This window comes from Trabulsiella guamensis ATCC 49490, from assembly GCF_000734965.1.
GTDB lineage: Bacteria > Pseudomonadota > Gammaproteobacteria > Enterobacterales > Enterobacteriaceae > Trabulsiella > Trabulsiella guamensis.
Window position 1 is genome coordinate 91,193 of sequence record NZ_JMTB01000065.1, and the last position, 25,214, is coordinate 116,406.

Genomic DNA, 25,214 nt, shown 5'->3' on the forward strand with positions numbered 1-25,214 from the left:
AAGGTATCCCGTGCGCCTGATTATCACTTTCCTGTTGGCCTGGAGCCTCAGCCTGGGGGCGTACGCAGCGACGGCCCCCGACGCCAGACAAATCGCTCAGGAACTGGAGCAGGCAAAAGCGGCGAAGCCCGCTCAGCCGGAGACCGTCGAGGCGCTCCAGGCTGCGCTGAACGCGCTTGAGGAGCGAAAAGGCTCTCTCGAGCGCGCGAAGCAATATCAGCAAGTTATCGATAACTTCCCCCGACTCTCGCAGACACTGCGCACCCAACTGAATAATCAGAGCACAGAACCCCGCCAGGTGCCTGTCGGGTTGACGAGTGATGCGCTGAATCAGGAGATCCTGCAGGTCAGCAGCCAGTTGCTGGAAAAAAGCCGTCTGGCGCAGCAGGAGCAGGATCGCGCCCGTGAAATCGCTGATTCCCTCAGTCAGTTGCCACAGCAACAAACCGATGCCCGCCGCCAGTTGAATGAAGTGGAGCGACGCGTTAACGCCCCTGCGGGTAACACCTCGCTGGCGCAGGCGCAAAATCTCAATCAACAGGCGGAATCCGCCCGTCTGAAAGCGCTGGTCGATGAACTGGAGCTGGCGCAGTTATCCGCCAATAACCGGCAGGAGTTGTCGCGACTGCGCTCCGAACTGGCGCAAAAGCAAAGCGAACAGCTGGATGCTTACCTGCAGGCGCTGCGTAATCAGCTTAACAGTCAGCGTCAACGTGAAGCGGAGCGCGCCCTCGAAAGCAGCGAACTGCTGGCGGAAAACAGCGCCAATCTGCCCGCGGGGATCGTTGAACAGTTCAAAACCAACCGCGAGCTGTCGCAGGCGCTGAACCAACAGGCACAGCGGATGGATCTGGTCGCCTCGCAGCAGCGACAGGCCACCAATCAGACGCTACAGGTTCGCCAGGCGCTGAATACGCTGCGCGAGCAGTCGCAATGGCTCGGTTCCTCGAATCTTCTGGGAGAGGCGCTGCGTGCTCAGGTGGCGCGTCTGCCGGAGATGCCCAAACCGCAGCAACTGGACACCGAAATGGCGCAGTTACGCGTGCAGCGTCTGCGGTATGAAGAGCAGCTCAACAAGCAACCGCAACTTCAGCAAATTCGTCAGGCCGATGGCCAGGCGCTGACCAGCGAGCAAAGCCGCATTCTGGATGCGCAACTGCGCACTCAGCGCGAACTGCTGAACTCTCTGTTGCAGGGCGGCGATACGCTGATCCTCGAACTGACCAAGCTGAAAGTTTCCAACGGTCAGCTTGAAGATGCGCTGAAAGAAGTGAATGAAGCCACGCACCGCTACCTGTTCTGGACGTCGGACGTTAGCCCCATCACCTTCAGCTGGCCAATTGAAATCGTGCAGGATCTGCGTCGACTGATCTCGCTCAATACATTCAGCCAGTTAGGCAAAGCTACGGTGATGATGCTCACCAGCAAAGAGACGCTCTTCCCGCTGTTTGGGGCGCTGATCCTGGTCGGATTCAGCATCAGCTCGCGCAAGCATTTCACCCGTTTTCTGGAGCGTTCCAGCGCTCGGGTCGGCAAAGTGACACAGGACCATTTCTGGCTGACCTTGCGCACCGTGTTCTGGTCGATTCTGGTGGCTTCGCCGCTTCCTGTCCTGTGGATGACGCTGGGTTATGGGTTACAGGAAGCCTGGCCTTATCCGCTGGCGGTAGCGATTGGCGATGGCGTGACCGCCACCGTGCCGCTGCTGTGGGTGGTGATGATTTGCGCCACCTTTGCCCGCCCCAATGGTTTGTTCATCACCCACTTTAGCTGGCCGCGCGAACGCGTGGCGCGGGCAATGCGCTACTACCTGATGAGCATTGGGCTGATTGTGCCACTCATCATGGCGCTGATCATGTTCGATAACCTCAACGATCGTGAATTCTCCGCCTCGCTCGGCAGGCTCTGTTTTATCCTGATTTGTGGTGCGCTGGCGGTGGTCACGTTGAGCCTCAAGCGAGCAGGCATTCCCCTCTACCTCGACAAAGAGGGCGAAGGGGACAACATGGTCAACCGCCTGCTCTGGAACCTGCTGTCGGGCGCTCCGCTGGTTGCGATACTGGCAGCGGGCGTGGGGTATCTGGCAACATCTCAGGCGTTACTGGCGCGTCTGGAAACCTCTGTCGCCATCTGGTTCCTGTTGCTGGTGATCTACCACGTCATCCGCCGCTGGATGCTGATCCAGCGGCGCCGGCTGGCCTTCGATCGCGCCAAACATCGGCGGGCAGAGATGCTGGCGCAGCGTGCCCGTGGCGAGGATGATCACCACGCCTCAAGCCTTGAGGGTTCCGCCGAAGTGGAGGTGAGCGAGGTCGATCTCGACGCCATCAGCGTGCAATCATTACGACTGGTGCGGTCGATTCTGATGCTGATTGCGCTGGTGTCGGTCATTGTCCTGTGGTCTGAAATCCATTCCGCTTTTGGCTTCCTGGAAAACATTTCGCTATGGGATGTGACCTCGACAGTACAGGGAGTGGAAAGCCTTGAGCCAATTACCCTCGGCGCTGTGCTGATCGCGATTCTGGTGTTGATTATTACGACGCAACTGGTGCGTAACCTCCCTGCCCTGCTGGAACTGGCGATCCTCCAGCATCTGGATCTGACGCCGGGCACGGGCTACGCCATTACCACCATCACCAAATATTTGTTGCTGCTGGTCGGGGGGCTGGTTGGCTTCTCAATGATTGGTATCGAGTGGTCAAAACTGCAGTGGCTGGTAGCCGCGCTGGGTGTCGGTCTCGGTTTTGGTTTGCAGGAGATTTTCGCCAACTTTATCTCCGGCCTGATCATCCTGTTTGAAAAACCGATCCGTATCGGCGATACCGTCACGATCCGCGATTTAACCGGCAGCATTACGAAGATCAACACCCGTGCGACGACGATCAGCGACTGGGATCGCAAAGAGATCATCGTGCCGAACAAAGCCTTTATCACCGAGCAGTTTATTAACTGGTCGCTGTCCGATTCGGTGACGCGTGTGGTGCTGACGGTCCCTGCGCCATCGGATGCCAACAGCGAAGAGGTAACGCAAATACTCTATACCGCTGCTGAGCGCTGCTCGCTGGTGATCGACAACCCGGCACCGGAAGTGTTCCTGGTGGATTTACAGCAAGGCATCCAGATTTTCGAGCTGCGTATTTACGCCGCCGAGATGGGTCACCGTATGCCGCTGCGCCATGAGATCCACCAGTTAATTCTGGCGGGCTTCCGCGAGCACGGCATCGAAATGCCATTCCCACCATTCCAGATGCGCGTCGAAACGATGGGCGGTAACACGCCAGGGAAAACCATTGCGTCAGCAGGAAGACGTTCGAGAACGCCGGGGAGTTTGTAAGAGGCTATCCAAACAGAACTGGAAGCTGGACAGGCGTAATGCAGTCCAGCTTTTTTGTTTTAAACACAGAGCTGGTAGCGGAAAATAAAACGCCAAAGCCAGTACGACAGGAGAGCAGCGACAATAAAATACTGCCATAGATTACGTTGTTTTCTCCGCACAATGGCATAGATGTAGGGAATAAAAAAAGGCAGCGTGATGATTATACCCACATCGCGGATGTCATCATTTTCAATGTATGTCATCAGGTCGCAAATGTTATTTATGCCCTCTTCACCAATGAACCACTCTTTATCCTGAGTGGAAAACATCGCGATAAAAGCAAAACTGACCAGTCCCCAGACAATATTGAGAACAAAAGACTTCCATGTCATTCATTCACCTCGCATAATTTTCATGATCGTAGCTTTCTTCTCAATAATTCGACGACCATACTCGCTATACGCACGTTGCGGCGTGCCCTTTTGGGCCGAGATTGAGTCTATGATATCTTGTTTGTTTCTTTCAATTCCTCGGTTGTATCTTGAACCTGTGACGATGATTTGTTCATCTGTAAGTTGGCTTGTATCGATACCCGGATAGTCATAGAGGATGAGGTCGCGTAAATGAAAAGCTACTACGTTAATATTGAAGCGATTATCCAGCAGGCATTGAGAAAGCTGAAATTGTTCGAATGATGATAATGTATCTGGCCGAATATGCAGTGTCCTTGCCGCAACACCAATTTGTATTGCAATAGAACCTACAGAGGTTGCGTTAGATCTTTGGTTATCTTCTCTTTGCATAATGGCTTCAAGAAGCTGCCTGAATTGAAGCACTCCAACGGATTTGAATCGTTCTGGAGTTCCTCCGACTTCAGCAACCGCAACCCCAGCCAACAATAATACTGGAATATAGGCTTCCCTGGCGGATTGCTGCAATATTATTCTATGATACACCAGCCAGGCTGTTTTATATAACCACAGGTGCGCACTACCCGTACTTAATGTCCAGTTTGTTGGAAGCGTATACCATCTCAGGAAATCAAAACCATCCCAATGTGGAAAACCATATTCGTCGATCTTACAAAAAACTAGTGATTCATTCATGACGGCTATTTTTTAGAAGTAAAATTAACCTAGCATAAATGAGCCATACTTATATATTGTGATATTCCTCGGGTATCAATAAATAAGGACACCAATGATCGGAGAATCGGAAATTAACCCGATCCTCCGATGAGTATTACGCGCGATCCACCGTAAAGGCGATCACATCGCCGATGGTATCCGCGCCCAGCGCCAGCATGACCAGACGATCCACGCCCAACGCCACGCCGGAGCTGTCCGGCATACCGGCACTCAGTGCGTCCAGCAGGTTCTGGTCGATAGGTTGCTGCGGCAAACCGCGCGCGGCACGCTTGCGGTTATCCTGTTCAAAACGCTGACGCTGTTCGCGCGCATCAGTCAGTTCATGGAAGCCGTTCGCCAGTTCCATTCCCTTGAAATAAACCTCGAAACGCTCGGCCACACGATGGTCTTCGGTACTGATCTGCGCCAGAGACGCCTGGCTTGCCGGGAAGTGATAGATCACCGTCGGGCGATCCTGACCAATATGCGGTTCAACACCTGTCATAAACAACAGTTGCAGTAATGTATCCCTGTCTTCTTCGGTATCGGCGATATTGCTCAGATCGAGTTTTGCCGCCGCTTCGCGCAGCTGCGTTTTATCCGCCGAGAGCGGATCGATCTCCAGATAGCGCTGGAACGCCTGCTGATAAGAAAGACTTTCCGCCGGGGAGCATTCGAGCACCTGCTGCAGCAGATCGTCAATTTCATTGATCAGGCGATACATGTCAAAATGCGGTCGATACCACTCCAGCATGGTGAATTCCGGATTGTGGTGGCGCCCCATCTCTTCATTGCGGAAACTCCGGCAGAGCTGGAATATCGGCCCGCAACCAGCGGCAAGCAGACGCTTCATGTGATATTCCGGGCTGGTCATCAGATACAGGTTCATCCCCTGCGAATGCCCGGGGCCGACGAAACGGGTCTCAAACGGGAACAGGTTGATGTCTGTGACCGTCGCCTGGCTCATACAGGGCGTTTCCACCTCCAGCACACCACGATCAGCAAAGAAGCGTCGAATTTCCGCCATAATCGCTGCGCGTTTTAACAGGTTAGGGATGGATGCGCTCGGCTGCCAGGTTGCCGTCTCGCTCATGAGTTTTTCTCCGATTGGTGTTAAGGGCACGAAGTCTACTCGCAACCGCCCGGGGAGACAAATTTTGTCCGACGAAGCGTGGCTAATCCATGAGTCCAACTAATTTCTGCACGAAACTCATCAAAAGGTGTGATAAATACCCGCATGGATCCACAAAAAAATCGAACACATCAAATTTCCCCTCACGCCATGCGGTTATACTGCCGTTCCATAAAGGAGTCGTGGATACGCTTTCGCAATGGCGGCCTGTTACCGATGAACTACCTTTGGTTAAGCGCATTGCGAAAAAACAATAAACTGGAGGAATGTCGTGCAAACCTTTCAAGCCGATCTTGCCGTAATAGGCGCTGGCGGAGCGGGATTACGGACTGCTATTGCAGCAGCTCAGGCGAATCCTAACGCTAAAATCGCTCTGATTTCAAAAGTCTATCCCATGCGCAGTCATACGGTAGCCGCTGAAGGCGGTTCTGCAGCGGTTGCGCAGGATCACGATAGCTTTGAGTATCATTTTCACGATACGGTTGCTGGTGGCGACTGGCTTTGTGAGCAGGATGTCGTAGATTACTTTGTCCATCATTGTCCGACCGAGATGACCCAGCTTGAACAATGGGGTTGTCCGTGGAGTCGTCGTCCTGACGGTTCTGTCAACGTGCGTCGCTTTGGCGGGATGAAAATTGAACGTACGTGGTTCGCCGCCGATAAAACCGGCTTCCACATGCTACACACCCTGTTCCAGACCTCTCTCCAGTTCCCGCAGATCCAACGTTTCGATGAGCACTTCGTCCTCGACATTCTGGTTGATGACGGTCAGGCCCGCGGCCTGGTCGCGATGAACATGATGGAAGGCGAACTGGTGCAGATTCGCGCTAACGCTGTCGTACTCGCCACCGGTGGTGCGGGTCGTGTTTACCGTTTCAACACCAACGGCGGCATCGTTACCGGCGATGGCATGGGCATGGCGCTCAGCCACGGTGTACCGCTTCGCGACATGGAATTCGTTCAGTATCACCCGACCGGCCTGCCGGGTTCAGGGATCCTGATGACGGAAGGCTGTCGTGGTGAAGGCGGTATCCTGGTGAACAGAAATGGCTACCGTTATCTGCAGGATTACGGCATGGGTCCGGAAACCCCGCTGGGCGAGCCAAAGAACAAATACATGGAACTCGGCCCGCGCGACAAAGTGTCTCAGGCGTTCTGGCACGAGTGGCGTAAAGGCAATACCATTCCGACGCCACGCGGTGATGTTGTGCACCTCGACCTTCGCCACCTGGGTGAGAAGAAACTGCTTGAGCGTCTGCCGTTCATCTGTGAACTGGCGAAAGCTTATGTGGGTGTGGATCCGGTTAAAGAGCCGATTCCGGTGCGCCCGACTGCGCACTACACCATGGGCGGTATCGAAACCAACCAGAATTGCGAAAGCCGTATTAAAGGGCTGTTCGCCGTCGGTGAATGTTCGTCCGTAGGTCTGCATGGCGCCAACCGTCTGGGCTCCAACTCGCTGGCTGAGCTGGTGGTCTTTGGCCGTCTGGCCGGTGAACAGGCAATGGAGCGTGCATCGACCGCAGGTCCGGCGAACAGCGCGGCGCTTGATGCGCAGGTCGCTGATGTGGAAAACCGTCTGAAAGCGCTGGTCAACCAGGAAGGCAACGAAAACTGGTCGAAGATCCGCGACGAAATGGGCATCTCCATGGAAGAAGGCTGCGGTATCTACCGTACGCCGGAACTGATGCAGAAAACCATCGACAAGCTGGCGGAACTGCAGGAGCGCTTCAAGCGCGTTCGTATCACCGATACGTCCAGCGTCTTCAACACCGATCTGCTGTACACCATCGAGCTGGGCCACGGCCTGAATGTTGCCGAGTGTATGGCGCACTCTGCGCTGGCGCGTAAAGAGTCGCGCGGCGCGCATCAGCGTCTCGACGAAGGCTGCACCGAGCGTGATGACGTCAACTTCCTCAAGCATACCCTCGCTTTCCGCGATGCCGACGGGACGACCCGCCTGGATTACAGCGACGTGAAAATCACCACTCTGCCACCAGCGAAACGCGTATACGGTGCAGAAGCGGAAGAAGCCGAGAAGAAGGAGACGGCGAATGGCTGAGATGAAAAACCTGAAAGTTGAGGTGGTGCGTTATAACCCGGAAGTGGACTCCGCACCGCACAGCGCTTTCTATGAAGTGCCTTACGATGAGCAGACCTCGCTGCTGGACGCGCTGGGCTACATCAAAGATAACCTGGCACCGGATCTGAGCTACCGCTGGTCCTGTCGTATGGCGATTTGTGGTTCCTGCGGCATGATGGTCAACAAAGTGCCGAAGCTGGCCTGTAAAACCTTTCTGCGTGACTACCCGAAAGGGCTGAAGGTCGAAGCGCTGGGGAACTTCCCGATTGAACGCGATCTGGTGGTCGATATGACGCACTTTATCGAAAGTCTGGAAGCGATTAAGCCGTACATCATCGGCAACCCGCGTACGCCGGATCAAGGTCCTAACACGCAGACTCCGGCGCAGATGGCGAAGTATCACCAGTTCTCCGGCTGCATCAACTGTGGTCTGTGCTATGCCGCCTGCCCGCAGTTTGGCCTGAATCCTGAATTCATCGGCCCGGCAGCGATCACCCTGGCGCATCGCTACAACGAAGACAATCGCGACCACGGTAAGAAGGAGCGTATGGCGCAACTGAACAGCCAGAACGGTGTATGGAGCTGTACTTTCGTCGGCTTCTGCTCTGAAGTGTGTCCGAAGCACGTCGATCCGGCTGCCGCCATTCAGCAGGGTAAAGTGGAAAGCTCGAAAGACTTTCTTATCGCCACCCTGAAACCACGCTAAGGAGTGCATTATGACGACTAAACGCAAAGCCTATGTACGGCCAATGCCGTCCACCTGGTGGAAAAATCTGCCGTTTTATCGCTTCTATATGCTGCGTGAAGGGACGGCAGTACCGGCAGTCTGGTTCAGTATTGTCCTGATTTATGGCCTGTTCGCACTGAAAAACGGTCCTGAATCCTGGGCAGGTTTCGTGGGCTTTCTGCAAAATCCGGTGGTGGTGATCCTCAACCTCATCGCGCTGGCTGGCGCATTGCTGCACACCAAAACCTGGTTCGAACTGGCGCCAAAAGCGGCAAATATTATCGTAAAAGATGAAAAGATGGGGCCAGAGCCAATCATTAAAGGGCTTTGGGTGGTAACGGCGGTGGTCACCGTTGTTGTGCTACTTGTCGCCCTGTACTGGTAAGGAGGCTAACGTGATCAATCCAAATCCAAAACGCTCTGACGAGCCCGTATTCTGGGGCCTGTTCGGTGCAGGCGGCATGTGGAGCGCCATTGTTGCGCCGGTGATGGTGCTGCTGGTGGGGATCCTCCTTCCGCTGGGACTCTTCCCGGGCGATGCGCTGGGCTATGAGCGCGTACTGGCATTTGCCCAGAGCTTTATCGGCCGTGTGTTCCTGTTCGTGATGATCGTGCTGCCGCTGTGGTGCGGCTTACACCGTATCCATCACGCGATGCACGATCTGAAAATCCATGTGCCGAGTGGCAAGTGGGTCTTCTACGGTCTGGCGGCTATCCTGACGGTAGTAACGCTGGTCGGCGTGATCTTCCTGTAATCTCCCTGCCCTCTTACGTTGCTGTAAGAGGGCAATTTTCTTCTGTCAGTACCTCTTTTTTCCCTCGCTGCGTTCTACACTTAACTAAAAACCTCGCAAGGAAAATATCATGCGTGCGCTCCCTGCCATCATGTCCGTTGCCGTTGCGTTTTTGGTTGTTGCCTGTAGTAACCCGACTCCGCCGCCAGGCGTCACTGTCGTCGCCCCTTTCAACGCCCAGCGCTATCTGGGTACCTGGTATGAAATCGCCCGACTCGATCACCGTTTTGAAAGCGGCCTGCAAAAGGTCACCGCCACTTACAGCCTGCGCGATGACGGTGGGCTGAACGTGATTAACAGGGGATATAACCCGGACCGCGGCATGTGGCAAAAGACGGATGGCGTAGCGTACTTCACCGGGTCGCCGGAAAGAGCTGCGCTGAAGGTATCCTTCTTTGGCCCTTTCTATGGCGGCTACAACATTATTGCGCTGGATAACACCTACCAGCATGCACTGGTCTGTGGACCGGATCGCGACTATCTGTGGATCCTCGCCCGCACACCCACCATTTCAGCGGAGATGAAACAGCAGATGCTGGACGTCGCAACCCGGCAGGGTTTCGATGTAAGTAAGCTTATTTGGGTAAGACAGACGCCTTAGTGCGTGCTGAGCTTCAGCCCGATAATGCCAGCGACGATCAGCACCAGACTGGCGATACGCGCCACGCTTGCGGATTCGCCGAGCAGGATGATGCCGGTGATAGCAGCGCCAACCGCGCCAATGCCCGTCCAGACTGCATAGGCTGTACCGACTGGCAGCGTCTTCATTGCCCAGGAGAGCAGCGCGACGCTGGCAATCATCGCCACAGCCGTAATGACGCTCGGTACCAACCGACTAAAACCATGGGTATATTTCAGGCCAACGGCCCAGACGACTTCAAGAAGACCTGCAACAACAAGAATTAACCAGGACATAGTGGCTCCAGTGTGGGGCCGTCCCCGTTGTGAGATACGCTTACGGGTCGTCCCGTAAGGTGGTTGAAGTGGGTATTTTACCTCGCGAACGCAGAGATTCAAGACGTTTGACTTAAGTCACAGAATTTCAGCGTTATACCCGGAAATGGGCCTGTTTAGCGGCTTAGATTCTGCCTTTATTCCGCACCGACTTCTTTATGATGGAAACTTCGTCAGTCAGCCCCATTCATCCCATTACGAAGCCAGAATGTACAAGATTCTATTACTTGATCGATGCCACTTCAGCCGTCAGGGGCTGGAATCCTGGCTGATGCAGGTCAATGCTTTTGCGGCCCCGCTATCCATCACCAGCCTGAGCAGTTTATTGCTGGCAAAAGAACATATTGAAGGCTGGCAGCCCCATTTAATTATTGCCGATCTCAGCGGTTTTGCGGCAGAGCGTCATCAGATCCCCCTGATCTCTTCGCTTATCCGCAGCTCCTCTCCCCGCTCGCGGCTGGTGCTGTTGCAGTACGATGATTTCACTTCGACGGATCTGCACGACGCGTCCTGGGCTATCCTCGACAAGAAAATCGCCCTGACCGACATGATGAACATCGTGGATGGTGCATTACGCTCAAGCCCAGGTATTAACCATGCGCGCACCGTTGCCCCGTTGCTGACGCGTCAGGAAGAAAAAGTGCTGTCGTTGTGGATGGAAGGCACGAGTCACGGCACCATCGCCCGGATGCTGAACATCAACGGGAAAACGGTTTATACCTATAAACGTAATATTCGGCTCAAACTGAAGGTCGAAAACCGATTTTCACCGTTTCTCTCCGCTGCCGAAAGAAGAGGATAACGGCACGGCAGAACCGCCGCACCGCTTGCTGCCGTTATTACTGCTGCGCCTTCGTCGCCGCACCAGAGATCGCGCTCCCGCCTTCAGAAATATCCTGTCCGACGCCGCGCGTTGTGTTACATGCAGTCAAGAGTGAAGAAAGCACTAAAACAGAGAAGATTGCTGCAATTGTTTTCTTAACCATAATATCTTCCTTTTATAGCCCATGTTATTTGTGCCTTATAAGCATAGACAAAATCCCGGAAAAGAAAGAAAAAGGCGTAGATTTTAGGAGAATGAGAGATTCAGGCGCAACACGGGCTACGCCTGAGAATGGAGCAAAAGAATTACTTCACGCGGGATACGTATTCGCCAGAGCGGGTATCCACTTTGATGACTTCGCCAATCTGAACGAACAGCGGCACTTTCACCACAGCACCGGTGCTCAGGGTCGCGGGTTTGCCGCCGGTACCTGCGGTATCGCCTTTCAGGCCTGGATCGGTGTCAACGATTTCCAGCTCGACGAAGTTCGGCGGGGTCACGGAGATAGGCTGGCCGTTCCAAAGGGTCACGATGCACTCAGCCTGGTCCAGCAGCCATTTCGCGTTATCACCAACGGCTTTCGCGTCTGCAGCCAGCTGCTCGAACGTCTCGTTGTTCATGAAATGATAAAATTCGCCGTCGTTGTACAGGAAGGTCAGGTTCATATCGACAACGTCTGCGCCTTCGGCAGAATCAGTAGACTTGAAGGTTTTCTCTACGCGGGTACCGGTCAGCAGGCGGCGCAGTTTAACGCGCGCAAATGCCTGGCCTTTACCGGGTTTCACGAATTCACTGGATTCGACCGCATAAGGTTCGCCGTCCATCATGATTTTAAGACCGGCACGAAAATCGTTGCTATAGTAAGTCGCCATAAGGCCCTCTGAATTTGAAAACTTGGTAGCTTAGCCAAAAAATGGCAGACATTGTAACCCTAAACACCCTTTCCAGAGAAGATTGGTTATCGCAACTTGCCGATGTTGTAACCAATCCGGATGAACTTCTGCGTCTTTTAAATGTAGACGCTGATGAACAGTTGTTGGCGGGACGGGAGGCAAAACAGCTATTCCCGCTGCGCGTGCCGCGTGCATTCATCGCCCGTATGGAGAAGGGAAACCCTAACGATCCGCTTTTGCGTCAGGTACTTACTTCGCAAGCAGAGTTTATCGCCGCCCCTGGTTTCTCCACCGATCCGCTGGAAGAACAGCACAGCGTGGTCCCTGGATTGCTACACAAATACCAGAACCGGGCACTGTTGCTGGTAAAAGGCGGTTGTGCGGTAAATTGCCGTTATTGTTTCCGCCGTCACTTCCCCTATGCCGACAATCAGGGCAATAAGCGCAACTGGCAGACCGCAATGGCGTATATTGAAGCGCACCCGGAGTTGGATGAGATCATTTTCTCCGGCGGTGATCCGCTGATGGCGAAAGATCATGAAATGGACTGGCTGTTGACGCAGTTAGAGGCGATCCCGCATGTGAAGCGTTTGCGTATTCACTCGCGCCTGCCGGTGGTGATTCCTGCGCGCATTACCGACACGCTCACCGCCCGTTTTGCGCGCTCCTCGCTGCAGGTATTGCTGGTCAATCACATCAACCACGCCAATGAAATTGACGATACGTTCCGTGCAGCGATGGCGCGACTGCGTGAAGCCAGGGTGACGCTGCTGAACCAGAGCGTGTTGCTGCGTGGCGTGAATGACAATGCCAGAACGCTGGCTGATCTCAGCAATGCGTTGTTCGACGCCGGGGTGATGCCCTATTACCTGCATGTACTCGATAAAGTGCAGGGTGCTGCCCATTTCCTGGTGAGCGATGACGACGCCCGCCGCATCGTCCGCGAACTGCTGACGCTGGTTTCAGGCTACATGGTACCAAGACTGGCCCGAGAAATTGGCGGTGAGCCGAGCAAAACGCCGCTCGATCTTCAGCTTCGCCAGCAATAAACCCTGCCATCCTTTTGCAAATAAATTCATGGAAAATTCTTCCATGAATTTATTTTGCATCCTGTCTCAATATGCTATTTTACCGTCTCTGTAATACAATTACATTTCATTAATCCAATCTATATACAACGCCTTCATTATTTATTTAAATAATGATCAGGGAGTAACCATGCTGCTCATGATAAAAGGAATTAACACTGGTGTTATTCGTCACGATAATAACTTTCTGGCTCTTGCGCTCAAAGTTAAATATCAAAGAAATAAAGAAGCGCTTTTTTTCTTTCCACCGCTGGTTCTGAGAGACGTACTGATCGCCCTCGAACACCATCTCTTTCAGCACTCCAGTCTCACCGGGCTGCCGCAGGAACAGCTGAGCAGAGCAAAGCGCAGTACCGTGAAGAAGATGCACGCCCATATTCCTGAACTAACAGAAACAGAGCTTGCGCAGGCGAATATTTCACGGCAGGTGGAATCCGTCACGCTGACGGAGAATAACGAAAGCCATTTATTATTCACGTTAACGATGAATGACAACATGCAAACGCAATTGCGTGTCGAAGAAACGCAAATTGAATTACTGGTCATTGCCATCGTTCAGGCGATTAATAATGCAGGAATGCATGAACTGGCGATACGCCTTTCCTCGCTGCTCGACTTCCTGCCGTTATATGACGTAGATTGCCGCGACACGGGCGAACTGGAATATGACAGCTATGATCAGCCCCACTGGAAACACACGCTGTTCAGTCATTATCTGGCGTTGATATACCGGTTTTCTGATAACGAAGGTAAGGATATCACCTGCGGTGCGGTCATTAAAACCCGCAGCCATTCTGATTCCGAAGAGGCTAAAGCGATATCACGCCGGTTGATGGATTTCAGCCCACGGCTGGGTAAACTGAAAGGCCGCACCGGTCAGGTCTTTATTCGCGCTATCCCTCACACACAACAACAGGCATTGAGCCTGGAGCAGTGTTTACGCGCGTTACACCACCTGCGGGCCAGCATTCCGCAAAACTAACGGCGAACAACTGCCAATGCGCCCTCAAACGCGCGAGGGCGCAATCGCGTCATGACCTGAAAATCAGTTCGGGCACTTATAAACCTGACCAATCATTTCGCTGTCGGTCGGCACAAAGCTTGAAAGCATGCCTTGTGTCGGGCTGCTGACGCCATAAATCACGTTGCCACCCATTGCCGCTGCCTGGTTACGCAGCGCGTTAGCCGCACCACGCATGGAGCCGCCCTCTTCGCCATGCTGACCAGAAAGCCAGTTGCTCTGCTTACCGGTCGCCGTGCCTAACAGCTGACAATCCGCTGCCGGTTTATCTTCAACAAAGCGAACATTCTGCCCGCCTGCGGTCAGTTCGCTACTGGAACTGCAACCTGCCAGCAGCAACGCGGCACCGACGATCCCTGCACAGACTTTTACGCGCATGTTATTCCTCGTTATCAATGAGCTGGACACAACTTGTCCGTGTTGAACGTTATACTAAAAAGATGACCAAAAGAAAAACCCCCAGCCATTTCTGACCGGGGGTTTTTCAATCGGTGTGACAGAGTAAGCACCCAACGCATCTGCACCCTGAAGGATACCGGGTGCGAGGGGCAGATTACATCATGCCGCCCATCCCACCCATGCCGCCCATACCACCAGCAGCACCTAAGTCAGGCGCATCACCTTTCGGCAGGTCGGTCACCATGCACTCGGTGGTGATCATCAGACCGGCAACAGAGGCCGCGTACTGCAGCGCAGAACGGGTTACTTTGGTTGGATCCAGGATACCGAAGTCGAGCATGTTGCCGTATTCTTCAGTCGCCGCGTTGTAACCGTAGTTACCTTCACCCGCTTTCACCGCATTCGCCACAACAGACGGCTCTTCACCGGCGTTGGACACGATCTGACGCAGCGGTGCTTCCATTGCGCGCAGCGCAACTTTGATACCGACGTTCTGATCTTCGTTCTGAGCAGTCAGACCAGCCAGTTTCGCCGCAACGCGAACCAGCGCCACGCCACCACCGGCTACCACGCCTTCTTCTACCGCGGCACGGGTTGCGTGCAGGGCGTCGTCAACGCGTGCTTTCTTCTCTTTCATTTCCACTTCAGTCGCCGCACCAACTTTGATGACAGCAACGCCGCCTGCCAGTTTCGCTACGCGCTCCTGCAGTTTTTCACGGTCGTAATCTGAAGTCGCTTCTTCGATCTGTTTGCGGATCTGACCAACGCGGCCCTGAATAGCAGCTTCGTCGCCCACGCCATCAATGATGGTGGTGGTGTCTTTGTTGATCACAACGCGTTTTGCCTGACCGAGGTCTTCCAGAGTCGCTTTTTCCAGCTCCATACCGATCTCTTCAGAGATCACGGTACCGCCAGTCAGGGTAGCGATATCCTGCAGCATCGCTTTACGACGGTCGCCGAAGCCCGGTGCTTTCACTGCAGCCACTTTCACGATACCACGCATGGTGTTAACCACCAGCGTTGCCAGCGCTTCGCCTTCAACATCTTCAGCGATGATAACCAGCGGCTTGCCTGCTTTCGCAACTGCTTCCAGTACCGGCAGCATTTCGCGGATGTTGGAGATTTTTTTATCAGCCAGCAGGATGAACGGGCTTTCCAGTTCTACAGCGCCAGTTTCCGGCTTGTTGATGAAGTAAGGAGAGAGGTAACCGCGGTCAAACTGCATACCTTCAACCACGTCCAGTTCGTCTTCCAGACCGGTACCGTCTTCAACGGTGATAACACCTTCTTTACCGACTTTGTCCATCGCTTCTGCGATCAGTTTACCTACGGTTTCGTCGGAGTTCGCGGAGATAGTCCCTACCTGAGCGATGGCTTTAGAATCAGAGCACGGTACGGACAGCGCTTTCAGTTCTTCAACAGCAGCAACGACCGCTTTGTCGATACCACGTTTCAGATCCATCGGGTTCATGCCTGCAGCAACGGCTTTCAGGCCTTCTGCGATGATGGCCTGCGCCAGAACGGTAGCGGTGGTGGTACCGTCACCTGCAGCGTCATTCGCTTTAGAGGCAACTTCTTTCACCATTTGCGCGCCCATGTTTTCGAACTTGTCTTCCAGTTCGATTTCACGTGCTACGGAAACGCCATCTTTGGTGATGGTCGGTGCACCGAAAGATTTATCCAGAACCACGTTACGGCCTTTCGGGCCGAGGGTAACTTTCACTGCATCTGCCAGTACGTTTACGCCGCGGAGCATTTTCACACGAGCGTCGTTACCGAATTTTACGTCTTTAGCTGCCATATTCTTATTTCCTCAAATTCTCGTGCGTAATTACGCTTCAACAATTGCCAGAATGTCGCTTTCAGACATGATCAACACTTCTTCATTGTCGATCTTCTCAGATTTCACACCGTAGCCATCATTGAAAATCACGATGTCGCCGACTTTCACGTCCAGTGGCTGCACCGTACCGTTTTCCAGGATGCGGCCCTTACCGACAGCGATGATTTCGCCACGCGTTGATTTACCTGCCGCAGAACCGGTCAGAACGATGCCGCCAGCGGATTTAGATTCAACTTCTTTACGTTTGACGATCACACGATCATGTAACGGACGAATACTCATTGATAGCTCTCCTTTGAGAAAGTCATTATCAGTTATGGGTGACGCCGGGCCGTAAACGGTTATCCGGCTAGTGACCAGAGAGATGGGGATAAGTTTTTGGGCCTTCAAGGGGTAATAAGAAAAAAATTTTTCTTAATTTTTCAGGGATCCCATTTCCTGACGTCGAAGAAAGAAATATCCGCTTAAAGCCTAAGGCCAACGGGTGTGATACGCTTTATCTTCTGTGGTTTTGGTAAGACCGGGGTGGTCGATAAGCATGGGTGGATTAAAGCAGGAGCTTGGCCTTGCGCAAGGGATTGGTTTACTGGCGACGTCGCTGCTGGGAACCGGCGTTTTTGCTGTTCCGGCGCTGGCGGCACTGGTTTCCGGGGATAACAGCCTGTGGGCCTGGCCGGTACTCATCGTTCTGGTTTTTCCCGTCGCCATTGTATTCGCCATTCTGGGCCGTCATTTCCCCAGTGCAGCGGGCGTGGCGCACTTCGTCGGGCTGGCGTTCGGCCCTCGCCTGGAAAGGGTCACCGGCTGGCTGTTTCTCTCGGTCATTCCTGTCGGTTTACCTGCCGCCCTGCATATCGCCACCGGTTTTGGTCAGGCGCTGTTTGGCTGGCATGATCAGCAACTGCTGTTTGCCGAATTTGGCACGCTGGCGATTGTCTGGTGGGTGGGTTCACGCGGCGCCAGCTCCAGCGCCAATTTACAGACCGTCGTCGCCGTTCTCATCGTCGCGCTTATCGCAGCCATCTGGTATTCGGGCGACCTTTCTGTCGCCAGTATCCCCTTCCCGGCGGTCAACGAGATCAATGTCCCTCAGCTTTTTTCCGCCCTGTCAGTCATGTTCTGGTGTTTTGTCGGGCTGGAGGCCTTCGCGCATCTGGCGTCGGAATTTAAAAACCCGGAGCGGGATTTCCCCCGGGCGTTGATGATCGGCCTGCTGCTGGCGGGCACCGTTTACTGGGCCTGCACGGTCGTGGTGCTGCATTTTGACGCTTACAGTGCGGACCGCGCGGCGGCGGCCTCACTCCCGGGGATTGTCGTTGACCTGTTCGGTGTAAAAGCGCTGTGGATTGCCTGCGTGATCGGCTATCTCGCCTGTTTCGCCAGCCTGAACATTTATATCCAGAGCTTCGCCCGTCTGGTCTGGTCGCAGGCGATGTATTCCCCGCAAAGCCGCCTCGCCAGGCTGTCCCGTCGTCATTTGCCCGTCAACGCGCTGAACGCCGTACTGACCTGCTGCGCGCTGAGTTCGCTCTGCGTCTACTGGCTCAATATTAATCTCGATGCGCTCATCGTCTACGCCAATGGCATTTTTATCATCATCTATTTGCTGTGTATGGTGGCGGGGTGTCGGTTGCTGACAGGGAAATACAAACTGCTGGCAGCCATCGGCGGCGCGCTGTGTCTGCTGTTGCTGGTAATGGTAGGCTGGAAGAGCCTCTACGCCATTGTCATGCTGATCGTGCTGTGGTTTGTATTGCCGAAGCGCAAAATGGCTGAAGCATAAAAAAAGCCCGGTTGAGTGCCGGGCCGTCACTGTCAGCGGTCGTCTTTATGGTCGAGACGATCGCGTTCGTCATCCTTACGCTGATACTCTCCGTCAAAGGTATTTCCGCTACTGCTTCCACCGCTAAAACCGCCCGCGGACATGGCGGAGAAACGCAGGTATGGCATCAGTTTCACGGTCAGATGGTTCTGCACCGGCGGCAACAGCAGCAGCAATCCCAGGAAATCGGTGAAAAAGCCAGGCAACAGCAGCAGCAAGCCAGCGATGATGATCGACACGCTTTTGATCATCTCTGCTGCCGGGCTCTCACCTGCCGCCATTTTCTGTTGCATCAACATAAAATTCTTGAATCCCTGGTTACGCACCAGCGACATCCCGATGACTGATGTGAAAATCACCAGCACCAGTGTCAACAGGACACCCAGGGTATGGGCCACCTGGATAAAAATAGATATCTCAACATAAACGTAGAGAAAGAAGGCAATAAACGGTATCCAGCGCACTGGCTTCTCCTTTAAAAACAGGGGCGATGTCGCCACTGCTGGTATGAGTTTGCGATTCGCATTGACTTGTAGTGGTGGTGAAGTGACGGGTTTCAAGCAGATCGCAACGTTATTTTTGCCGAAAATCACAAAGCGGTGACTCATTTCACAGATTAATGATTCTTATGCGAAACAAGCCACAATAAGTGATCCAGATTACTGCAATTCGCTATCATCAGCATATGATCATGGGCACCGGACCGATTAAGGAAATAATCGTCGGTCAGAAAACACACATAACTCCCATTAATGTTGTGTGTTTGGTGAATTCATTGGCAGCTTGAAAAAGAAGGTTCACATGTTAAACAACATTCGTATCGAAGAAGACTTGTTGGGCACCAGGGAAGTTCCAGCGGACGCATACTATGGGGTCCACACTCTGAGAGCGATTGAAAACTTCTACATCAGCAACAGCAAAATCAGCGACATTCCTGAGTTTGTACGTGGCATGGTGATGGTTAAGAAAGCCGCTGCGCTGGCTAACAAGGAACTGCACACCATTCCTAAAGGCATCGCGAACGCCATTATTGCCGCATGTGACGAAGTTCTGAATAACGGAAAATGCATGGATCAGTTCCCGGTTGACGTCTATCAGGGCGGCGCAGGAACCTCCGTCAATATGAATACCAATGAGGTGCTGGCAAACATCGGTCTGGAACTGATGGGGCACCAGAAAGGTGAATACCAGTACCTGAATCCGAACGATCACGTCAACAAATGCCAGTCGACGAACGATGCGTACCCGACCGGCTTCCGTATCGCCGTTTACGCGTCCATTCTGAAACTGGTCGACGCGGTGAATCAGCTGGGCGAAGGTTTCCAGAATAAAGCCGTTGAGTTCCAGGACATTCTGAAGATGGGTCGTACCCAGTTACAGGATGCGGTACCGATGACCCTCGGTCAGGAATTCCACGCTTTTAACGTTCTGTTGAACGAAGAGACCAAAAACATTCTGCGTACCTCCGAACTGCTGCTGGAAGTTAACCTCGGCGCAACGGCGATCGGTACCCGTCTGAACACCCCGGAAGGTTATCAGCACCTGGCGGTGCAGAAGCTGGCTGAAGTCAGCAACCTGGCGGTGGTTCCGGCTGAAGACCTGATCGAAGCGACATCTGACTGCGGCGCTTACGTTATGGTTCACAGTGCGCTGAAACGTCTGGCGGTGAAACTGTCCAAGATTTGTAACGACCTGCGCCTGCTCTCTTCCGGCCCGCGTGCTGGTCTGAATGAAATCAACCTGCCGGAACTGCAGGCAGGCTCCTCTATCATGCCAGCGAAAGTGAACCCGGTTGTGCCGGAAGTGGTTAACCAGGTGTGCTTTAAAGTCATCGGTAACGACACGACCGTCACCATGGCCTCTGAAGCGGGTCAGCTGCAGCTGAACGTGATGGAGCCAGTGATTGGCGAAGCGATGTTTGAATCCATTCATATCCTCACCAACGCCTGCTACAACCTGCTGGAAAAATGCATTAACGGTATTACCGCGAACAAAGAGGTGTGCGAAGGTTTCGTTTACAACTCTATCGGTATCGTCACTTACCTCAACCCGTTCATCGGCCACCACAATGGCGACATTGTCGGTAAAATCTGCGCCGAAACCGGTAAGAGCGTCCGTGAAGTGGTACTGGAACGCGGTCTTTTGACCGAAGCCGAACTGGATGACATCTTCTCTCCGCAGAACCTGATGCATCCGGCATACAAAGCAAAACGTTATACAGACGAAAATGAACAGTAATTTTAGTTCAGAGTAAAATGAGAGAGGCATGTCAGAAATGACATGCCTTTCTCGCTTTTATTGGATACTAAAACACAACATTTAATTATCCAACGTTCAACAATCAAGGAAGCAGTTATGTTAGTCATCGAACTCATCATCGTGTTAGCGGCAATCTTTGTCGGCGCCCGGCTGGGGGGAATTGGCATAGGTTACGCAGGAGGACTAGGGGTTTTAGTCCTGGCGGCCATTGGCGTGAAACCGGGGAACATCCCGTTTGACGTTATTTCCATCATCATGGCCGTTATCGCGGCTATTTCGGCAATGCAAGTGGCAGGGGGTCTTGATTACCTCGTTAATCAGACTGAAAAACTTTTACGCAGAAACCCAAAATACATCACTATTCTGGCGCCGATTGTCACCTATTTCCTGACGATTTTTGCCGGCACCGGTAATATTTCTCTGGCAACGCTGCCGGTTATCGCTGAAGTGGCGAAGGAGCAAGGTGTTAAACCTTGCCGTCCGCTCTCCACCGCAGTGGTCTCGGCGCAAATCGCTATCACCGCATCGCCGATCTCCGCGGCGGTGGTGTATATGTCCTCCGTCATGGAAGGTCATGGCATTAGCTATATCCATTTACTGTCCGTGGTCATTCCGTCCACACTGCTGGCGGTACTGCTGATGTCCTTCCTGGTCACCATTCTGTTTAACTCTAAACTGTCTGACGACCCGGTGTATCTGAAGCGCCTGGAAGAAGGGCTGATTGAGCTGCGTGGCGAAAAAGAGCTGGTCATCAAACCGCGCGCAAAACTTTCCGTACTGCTGTTCCTGCTGGGTGTGGTCGGTGTGGTCATTTACGCGATTATCAACAGCCCGAGCCTCGGACTGGTGGCAACGCCGCTGATGAACACCACCAACGCTATCCTTATCATCATGCTGAGCGTGGCAACCCTGACCACCATTCTGTGTGGCGTGGAAACTGACGGTATCCTGAACTCCAGTACCTTCAAAGCGGGTATGAGCGCCTGTATTTGTATCCTGGGCGTTGCCTGGCTGGGCGATACTTTCGTTTCCAACAACATTGACTGGATCAAAGACACTGCGGGTTCCGTGATTCAGGGCCATCCGTGGCTGCTGGCGGTGATTTTCTTCTTTGCTTCCGCACTGCTCTACTCTCAGGCAGCAACGGCTAAAGCACTGATGCCGATGGCGCTGGCGCTGAACGTCACTCCGCTGACGGCGGTGGCGTCTTTCGCAGCGGTATCGGGTCTGTTCATTCTGCCGACCTACCCAACACTGGTCGCGGCGGTTCAGATGGACGACACCGGAACCACCCGTATCGGACGCTTCGTCTTTAACCATCCGTTCTTTATCCCTGGCACCATGGGCGTCGCTTTCGCCGTGTGCTTTGGCTTCCTGCTGGGAAGCGTCATGCTGTAATCTCACCCCTACGGGACGCTCCGGCGTCCCGTTTTCTCAGCTTTACACGTCACCGCTTAGTCGTTTGCATCTCGCGCTGGTATAGTAATCACCTGTTCTTTTTCAGGCCGTTCGCTCTGATGAGGTGTCTATGCCCGATGAAAGCAATCGTACTGCCGTCGTTGTTGTTCTCTGCACTGCCCCCGATGAAGCCACCGCGCAGGATCTGGCGGCAAAAGTGCTGGCTGAAAAGCTGGCCGCCTGTGTCACGCTGCTGCCGGGTGCCACATCGCTGTATTACTGGGAAGGAAAACTTGAACAGGAATACGAAGTTCAGATGCTGCTGAAGACTAACACGGCGCATCAGCAGGCCCTGGTGGATTGCCTGAAATCTCATCACCCGTATCAAACCCCTGAATTACTGGTTTTACCCGTCACCCACGGAGATAACGAATACCTCTCATGGCTCAACGCATCTTTACGCTGATCCTGCTGCTGTGCAGCACTACCGCTTTTGCCGGGTTGTTCGATGCCCCCGGCCGTTCTCAGTTTGTGCCTGCCGATCAGGCGTTCGCCTTTGATTTCCAGCAAAACCAGTACGACCTGACGCTCTCCTGGCAGATAAAAGACGGCTATTACCTCTATCGCAAACAGATCAACATCGAGCCTGCCGAGGCCAGTATTGCGCCGCCACAACTGCCCGCCGGTGAGTGGCATGAAGATGAGTTCTACGGCAAAAGCGAAATTTACCGCGAGCGCCTGACGCTGCCGCTGACGATTATACAGGCTGCGAAGGGCGGTACGCTGACGGTGACGTATCAGGGCTGTGCCGATGCCGGTTTTTGCTATCCGCCAGAGACTAAAAAAGTGCCGCTGAGCGAAGTGGCGCCGATGTCCGCTACGCCTCCCGCCAGCACGCAATCGCAACCGGTAGTGAAGACGGAACTTCCCTTCTCCGCCCTGTGGGCATTGATTATCGGTATTGGTATCGCCTTCACTCCTTGCGTACTGCCGATGTACCCGTTGATTTCCGGGATTGTGCTCGGCGGCAAAGCACGCCTTTCCACCACCCGCGCGTTGCTTCTGGCGTTTGTTTATGTGCAGGGGATGGCGTTGACCTACACCCTGCTCGGACTGATCGTCGCCGCGGCGGGACTTCAGTTTCAGGCGGCGCTGCAACACCCTTACGTGCTGGTCGGGTTGTCCGTGGTGTTTATCCTGCTGGCGCTGTCGATGTTTGGCCTGTTCACGCTACAGTTGCCGTCATCGCTGCAAACCCGCTTAACGCTGATGAGCAATCGCCGTCAGGGCGGTTCTTTGGGTGGTGTGTTTGCGATGGGCGCGATTGCCGGGCTTATCTGCTCACCATGCACCACCGCCCCGCTGAGCGCGATTTTGCTCTATATCGCCCAGAGCGGGAACCTGTGGCTCGGCGGCGGCACACTCTATTTATACGCGCTCGGCATGGGGCTGCCGCTGATTCTGGTCACCGTGTTTGGCAACCGGCTGCTGCCGAAAAGCGGGCCGTGGATGGAACAAGTTAAAACCGCGTTCGGCTTTGTGATCCTCGCCCTGCCGGTTTTCCTGCTCGAACGCGTCATTGGCGAGGCCTGGGGATTGCGGCTGTGGTCTATGCTCGGCGTCGCCTTCTTCAGCTGGGCGTTTATTACGTCGCTCAGCGTCAGCAAGCCGTGGGTACGCGTTCTGCAAATACTGATGCTGGCGGCCGCGCTGGTTAGCGCCCGCCCCTTGCAGGACTGGGCGTTCGGGACGTCCACCGCTCAGCAACAGGTGCACCTGAACTTTACGCGCATCAGCACGGTTGAGGATCTCAACCAGGCGCTGACTCAGGCGCGCGGCAAAGCCGTCATGTTGGATCTCTACGCCGACTGGTGTGTGGCCTGCAAAGAATTTGAGAAATATACCTTTAGCGATAAATCCGTTCAGCAGACGCTTGCAAACACGGTTCTGCTGCAGGCGGACGTCACTAAAAACTCACCACAGGACGTGGCGCTGCTGCGGCATTTGCAGGTGCTGGGGCTTCCTACCATTTTGTTCTTCGATGGTGCCGGGAAGGAGCTTAATGAGCAGCGCGTCACCGGATTTATGGATGCGGAGGCCTTTCGCACGCATTTGCAGAAACGGCCTCAGTAAACGACACTTTGAGTGAGATATAGGGAGGAATGTGCCGTGCAACGTGAAGATGTGCTGGGAGAAGCCCTGCAATTACTTGAGATACAAGGGATTGCCAACACCTCGCTCGAAATGGTGGCCGACCGCGTGAACTACCCGCCCGAAGCGCTCATGCGTTTCTGGCCTGACAAAGAAGCGCTACTGTATGACGCGCTGCGCTACCTCAGCCAGCAGGTGGAAACCTGGCAGCGCCAGTTGCTGCTGAATGAAGAGCTGAGCATTGAGCAAAAACTGCTGGCGCGCTACGCTGCGCTGACCGAATGTGTCAGCAACCACCGTTATCCGGGCTGTTTGTTTATCGCCGCCTGTACGTTTTACCCAGATCCGGAACACCCTATCCATCAACTGGCGGATCAGCAAAAACGCGCCGCGCATGACTACACGCATGAGTTACTGACTCAGCTTGAAGTCGATGACCCGGCGATGGTCGCAAAGCAGATGGAACTCATTCTGGAAGGCTGTTTAAGCCGGATGCTGGTGAACCGCAGCCAGGCGGATGTCGACACCGCACAACGCCTTGCAGAAGACATTTTACGCTTTGCCCAATGCCGCCAGAGCGGTGCCCTTACCTGAAACGCGCGGTTTGCGGCCAAACTGCCGCAAAGTTAAGCAAACGCGCTGTTTTTGCTGAATTTGGGTTGACGGAGGGCGCTGATTACGGTTTAATGCGCCCCGTTGCCCGGATAGCTCAGTCGGTAGAGCAGGGGATTGAAAATCCCCGTGTCCTTGGTTCGATTCCGAGTCCGGGCACCACCTTTTCATTTTTATGCTTCCTCATAGGTTCCTGTAGTTAAACAATTCAGTGAGTTAGCATAAAAAGTCTTTCCGGAGCATTTTGATTTATCCCTGTGTATCCGGAAAAATTGGGGTCAGACTGCGGGTCGTTCAGTTCGACAAACTGGAGAGACCCCAAATGTTAAATGACAGCAAAATCCGTTCTGCAAAATCCCTTGATAAAGCCTACAAACTCACTGATTCACAGGGTCTGTATCTGTTGGTATCAACCAGCGGTTCTCGTCTGTGGTATTTTCGTTACCGTCTTGATGGAAAAGAAAATCGTCTGGCCCTCGGTGCATACCCACAGATTAGTCTGGCAGAAGCTCGTGAAACACGCGATGCTGCCCGTAAACTGCTGGCATCAGGTATTCCCCCTTCCCGGCTCCGCAAATCATCTTCTGCCAGTATTGATGAATCCAGGACATTTAAACATGTCGCGACCTTATGGCATACCAGTTGTCTGAAACTCTGGTCAAAAGGCCATGCGGATAAAATCATCACCTGTCTGAACCGCTACGTCTTCCCGGAGATTGGCGGGCTGGATGTTACCAGAATTGAAACCCGCCATCTGGCGCAACTGATCAAA

General features: G+C 53.8%; 26 protein-coding genes and 1 tRNA gene. 17 read left to right on the top strand and 10 right to left on the bottom strand.

The window, feature by feature from the left end:
* Window positions 1-10: 10 nt before the first annotated feature.
* Window positions 11-3,334, top strand: a complete 3,324-nt coding sequence (gene mscM / locus GTGU_RS10065) for a miniconductance mechanosensitive channel MscM (protein WP_038156307.1) — start codon at window positions 11-13, stop codon at window positions 3,332-3,334.
* Between the two features lie 59 nt (window positions 3,335-3,393).
* Here the strand turns inward: mscM and GTGU_RS10070 are convergent, their stop codons facing one another.
* The 3 genes from GTGU_RS10070 to epmA all read right to left on the bottom strand — a co-directional run bounded on the left by GTGU_RS10070 (window position 3,394) and on the right by epmA (window position 5,536).
* Window positions 3,394-3,708, bottom strand: a complete 315-nt coding sequence (locus GTGU_RS10070) for a YjeO family protein (RefSeq protein WP_038156309.1) — start codon at window positions 3,706-3,708, stop codon at window positions 3,394-3,396.
* A complete protein-coding gene (locus tag GTGU_RS10075) occupies window positions 3,709-4,422 on the bottom strand; it encodes a hypothetical protein (RefSeq protein WP_038156311.1) in 714 nt (237 codons plus the stop codon).
* A 136-nt stretch (window positions 4,423-4,558) separates the two neighbouring features.
* Window positions 4,559-5,536: an elongation factor P--(R)-beta-lysine ligase gene (gene epmA, locus GTGU_RS10080; protein WP_038156313.1), complete on the bottom strand. Its 978-nt coding sequence runs from the start codon at window positions 5,534-5,536 to the stop codon at window positions 4,559-4,561.
* Between the two features lie 310 nt (window positions 5,537-5,846).
* Between epmA and frdA the strand changes: the two genes are divergently transcribed.
* The 5 genes from frdA (at window position 5,847) to GTGU_RS10105 (ending at window position 9,780) form a co-directional block, all read left to right on the top strand.
* Window positions 5,847-7,637 carry a fumarate reductase (quinol) flavoprotein subunit gene (frdA, locus tag GTGU_RS10085; RefSeq protein ID WP_038156315.1) on the top strand — a complete coding sequence of 597 codons (1,791 nt, stop codon included), beginning with the start codon at window positions 5,847-5,849 and terminating at the stop codon, window positions 7,635-7,637.
* Window positions 7,630-8,364, top strand: a complete 735-nt coding sequence (locus tag GTGU_RS10090; protein ID WP_038156317.1) for a succinate dehydrogenase/fumarate reductase iron-sulfur subunit — start codon at window positions 7,630-7,632, stop codon at window positions 8,362-8,364. The genes frdA and GTGU_RS10090 overlap by 8 nt, the downstream gene beginning before the upstream one ends.
* A gap of 10 nt (window positions 8,365-8,374) precedes the next feature.
* Complete coding sequence (gene frdC, locus GTGU_RS10095) at window positions 8,375-8,770, top strand: fumarate reductase subunit FrdC (protein WP_038156319.1); 396 nt, start codon at window positions 8,375-8,377, stop codon at window positions 8,768-8,770.
* Between the two features lie 10 nt (window positions 8,771-8,780).
* A complete protein-coding gene (gene frdD / locus GTGU_RS10100; RefSeq protein WP_038156320.1) occupies window positions 8,781-9,140 on the top strand; it encodes a fumarate reductase subunit FrdD in 360 nt (119 codons plus the stop codon).
* Window positions 9,141-9,249: 109 nt separating this feature from the next.
* On the top strand, window positions 9,250-9,780 hold the full coding sequence (locus GTGU_RS10105) for a lipocalin family protein (RefSeq protein ID WP_038156321.1): 531 nt from the start codon (window positions 9,250-9,252) through the stop codon (window positions 9,778-9,780).
* On the opposite strand, the gene sugE is transcribed toward GTGU_RS10105, so the two are convergent.
* Window positions 9,777-10,094, bottom strand: coding sequence for a quaternary ammonium compound efflux SMR transporter SugE (sugE, locus tag GTGU_RS10110; protein WP_038156323.1), 318 nt, complete (start codon window positions 10,092-10,094; stop codon window positions 9,777-9,779). The genes GTGU_RS10105 and sugE overlap by 4 nt on opposite strands.
* 247 nt (window positions 10,095-10,341) lie before the next feature.
* Between sugE and GTGU_RS10115 the strand changes: the two genes are divergently transcribed.
* The gene (locus GTGU_RS10115) at window positions 10,342-10,935 is read left to right on the top strand and encodes a helix-turn-helix transcriptional regulator (RefSeq protein ID WP_038156324.1); all 594 of its coding nucleotides are present in this window, start codon (window positions 10,342-10,344) and stop codon (window positions 10,933-10,935) included.
* 37 nt (window positions 10,936-10,972) lie between these two features.
* On the opposite strand, the gene ecnB is transcribed toward GTGU_RS10115, so the two are convergent.
* Together ecnB and efp are read right to left on the bottom strand one after the other, a co-directional pair.
* Window positions 10,973-11,119: a lipoprotein toxin entericidin B gene (ecnB, locus tag GTGU_RS10120; protein WP_038156326.1), complete on the bottom strand. Its 147-nt coding sequence runs from the start codon at window positions 11,117-11,119 to the stop codon at window positions 10,973-10,975.
* A 142-nt stretch (window positions 11,120-11,261) separates the two neighbouring features.
* Window positions 11,262-11,828 (bottom strand): elongation factor P, encoded by a 567-nt coding sequence (gene efp / locus GTGU_RS10125; RefSeq protein WP_038156327.1) that lies wholly within the window; start codon window positions 11,826-11,828, stop codon window positions 11,262-11,264.
* Between the two features lie 41 nt (window positions 11,829-11,869).
* Between efp and epmB the strand changes: the two genes are divergently transcribed.
* Together epmB and yjeJ are read left to right on the top strand one after the other, a co-directional pair.
* Window positions 11,870-12,898 carry an EF-P beta-lysylation protein EpmB gene (gene epmB / locus GTGU_RS10130; RefSeq protein ID WP_038156329.1) on the top strand — a complete coding sequence of 343 codons (1,029 nt, stop codon included), beginning with the start codon at window positions 11,870-11,872 and terminating at the stop codon, window positions 12,896-12,898.
* Window positions 12,899-13,067: 169 nt separating this feature from the next.
* Window positions 13,068-13,919, top strand: a complete 852-nt coding sequence (yjeJ, locus tag GTGU_RS10135; protein WP_038156331.1) for a YjeJ family protein — start codon at window positions 13,068-13,070, stop codon at window positions 13,917-13,919.
* Window positions 13,920-13,982: 63 nt separating this feature from the next.
* Here the strand turns inward: yjeJ and GTGU_RS10140 are convergent, their stop codons facing one another.
* From GTGU_RS10140 to GTGU_RS10150, 3 genes are all read right to left on the bottom strand, one after another.
* Window positions 13,983-14,336: a DUF4156 domain-containing protein gene (locus tag GTGU_RS10140; protein WP_038156333.1), complete on the bottom strand. Its 354-nt coding sequence runs from the start codon at window positions 14,334-14,336 to the stop codon at window positions 13,983-13,985.
* A gap of 175 nt (window positions 14,337-14,511) precedes the next feature.
* On the bottom strand, window positions 14,512-16,158 hold the full coding sequence (gene groL, locus GTGU_RS10145) for a chaperonin GroEL (RefSeq protein ID WP_038156335.1): 1,647 nt from the start codon (window positions 16,156-16,158) through the stop codon (window positions 14,512-14,514).
* A 30-nt stretch (window positions 16,159-16,188) separates the two neighbouring features.
* Window positions 16,189-16,482, bottom strand: coding sequence for a co-chaperone GroES (locus GTGU_RS10150; RefSeq protein ID WP_013367964.1), 294 nt, complete (start codon window positions 16,480-16,482; stop codon window positions 16,189-16,191).
* Window positions 16,483-16,738: 256 nt separating this feature from the next.
* Here GTGU_RS10150 and yjeH point away from each other — a divergent pair, with 256 nt between their 5' ends.
* Window positions 16,739-17,983, top strand: a complete 1,245-nt coding sequence (yjeH, locus tag GTGU_RS10155) for an L-methionine/branched-chain amino acid transporter (RefSeq protein ID WP_038156337.1) — start codon at window positions 16,739-16,741, stop codon at window positions 17,981-17,983.
* 32 nt (window positions 17,984-18,015) lie between these two features.
* Here yjeH and GTGU_RS10160 read toward each other — a convergent pair whose 3' ends face one another.
* The gene (locus tag GTGU_RS10160) at window positions 18,016-18,486 is read right to left on the bottom strand and encodes an FxsA family protein (protein WP_038156339.1); all 471 of its coding nucleotides are present in this window, start codon (window positions 18,484-18,486) and stop codon (window positions 18,016-18,018) included.
* Between the two features lie 337 nt (window positions 18,487-18,823).
* On the opposite strand from GTGU_RS10160, the gene aspA reads away from it, so the two are divergent.
* The 7 genes from aspA to GTGU_RS10195 all read left to right on the top strand — a co-directional run.
* A complete protein-coding gene (aspA, locus tag GTGU_RS10165) occupies window positions 18,824-20,260 on the top strand; it encodes an aspartate ammonia-lyase (RefSeq protein ID WP_038156340.1) in 1,437 nt (478 codons plus the stop codon).
* A 117-nt stretch (window positions 20,261-20,377) separates the two neighbouring features.
* Entirely contained in the window at window positions 20,378-21,679 is a 1,302-nt protein-coding gene (locus GTGU_RS10170; protein ID WP_038156342.1) for an anaerobic C4-dicarboxylate transporter, read from the top strand.
* Between the two features lie 130 nt (window positions 21,680-21,809).
* Complete coding sequence (gene cutA, locus GTGU_RS10175; RefSeq protein ID WP_038156344.1) at window positions 21,810-22,145, top strand: divalent cation tolerance protein CutA; 336 nt, start codon at window positions 21,810-21,812, stop codon at window positions 22,143-22,145.
* Complete coding sequence (locus tag GTGU_RS10180; RefSeq protein ID WP_038156345.1) at window positions 22,121-23,812, top strand: protein-disulfide reductase DsbD; 1,692 nt, start codon at window positions 22,121-22,123, stop codon at window positions 23,810-23,812. The genes cutA and GTGU_RS10180 overlap by 25 nt, the downstream gene beginning before the upstream one ends.
* A 36-nt stretch (window positions 23,813-23,848) precedes the next feature.
* The gene (locus GTGU_RS10185; RefSeq protein ID WP_038156346.1) at window positions 23,849-24,424 is read left to right on the top strand and encodes a transcriptional regulator; all 576 of its coding nucleotides are present in this window, start codon (window positions 23,849-23,851) and stop codon (window positions 24,422-24,424) included.
* Between the two features lie 104 nt (window positions 24,425-24,528).
* Window positions 24,529-24,604: transfer RNA gene (locus GTGU_RS10190), tRNA-Phe, on the top strand.
* 160 nt (window positions 24,605-24,764) lie between these two features.
* A partial coding sequence (locus GTGU_RS10195; protein WP_038156347.1) for a tyrosine-type recombinase/integrase occupies window positions 24,765-25,214 on the top strand: 450 nt, incomplete at its 3' end.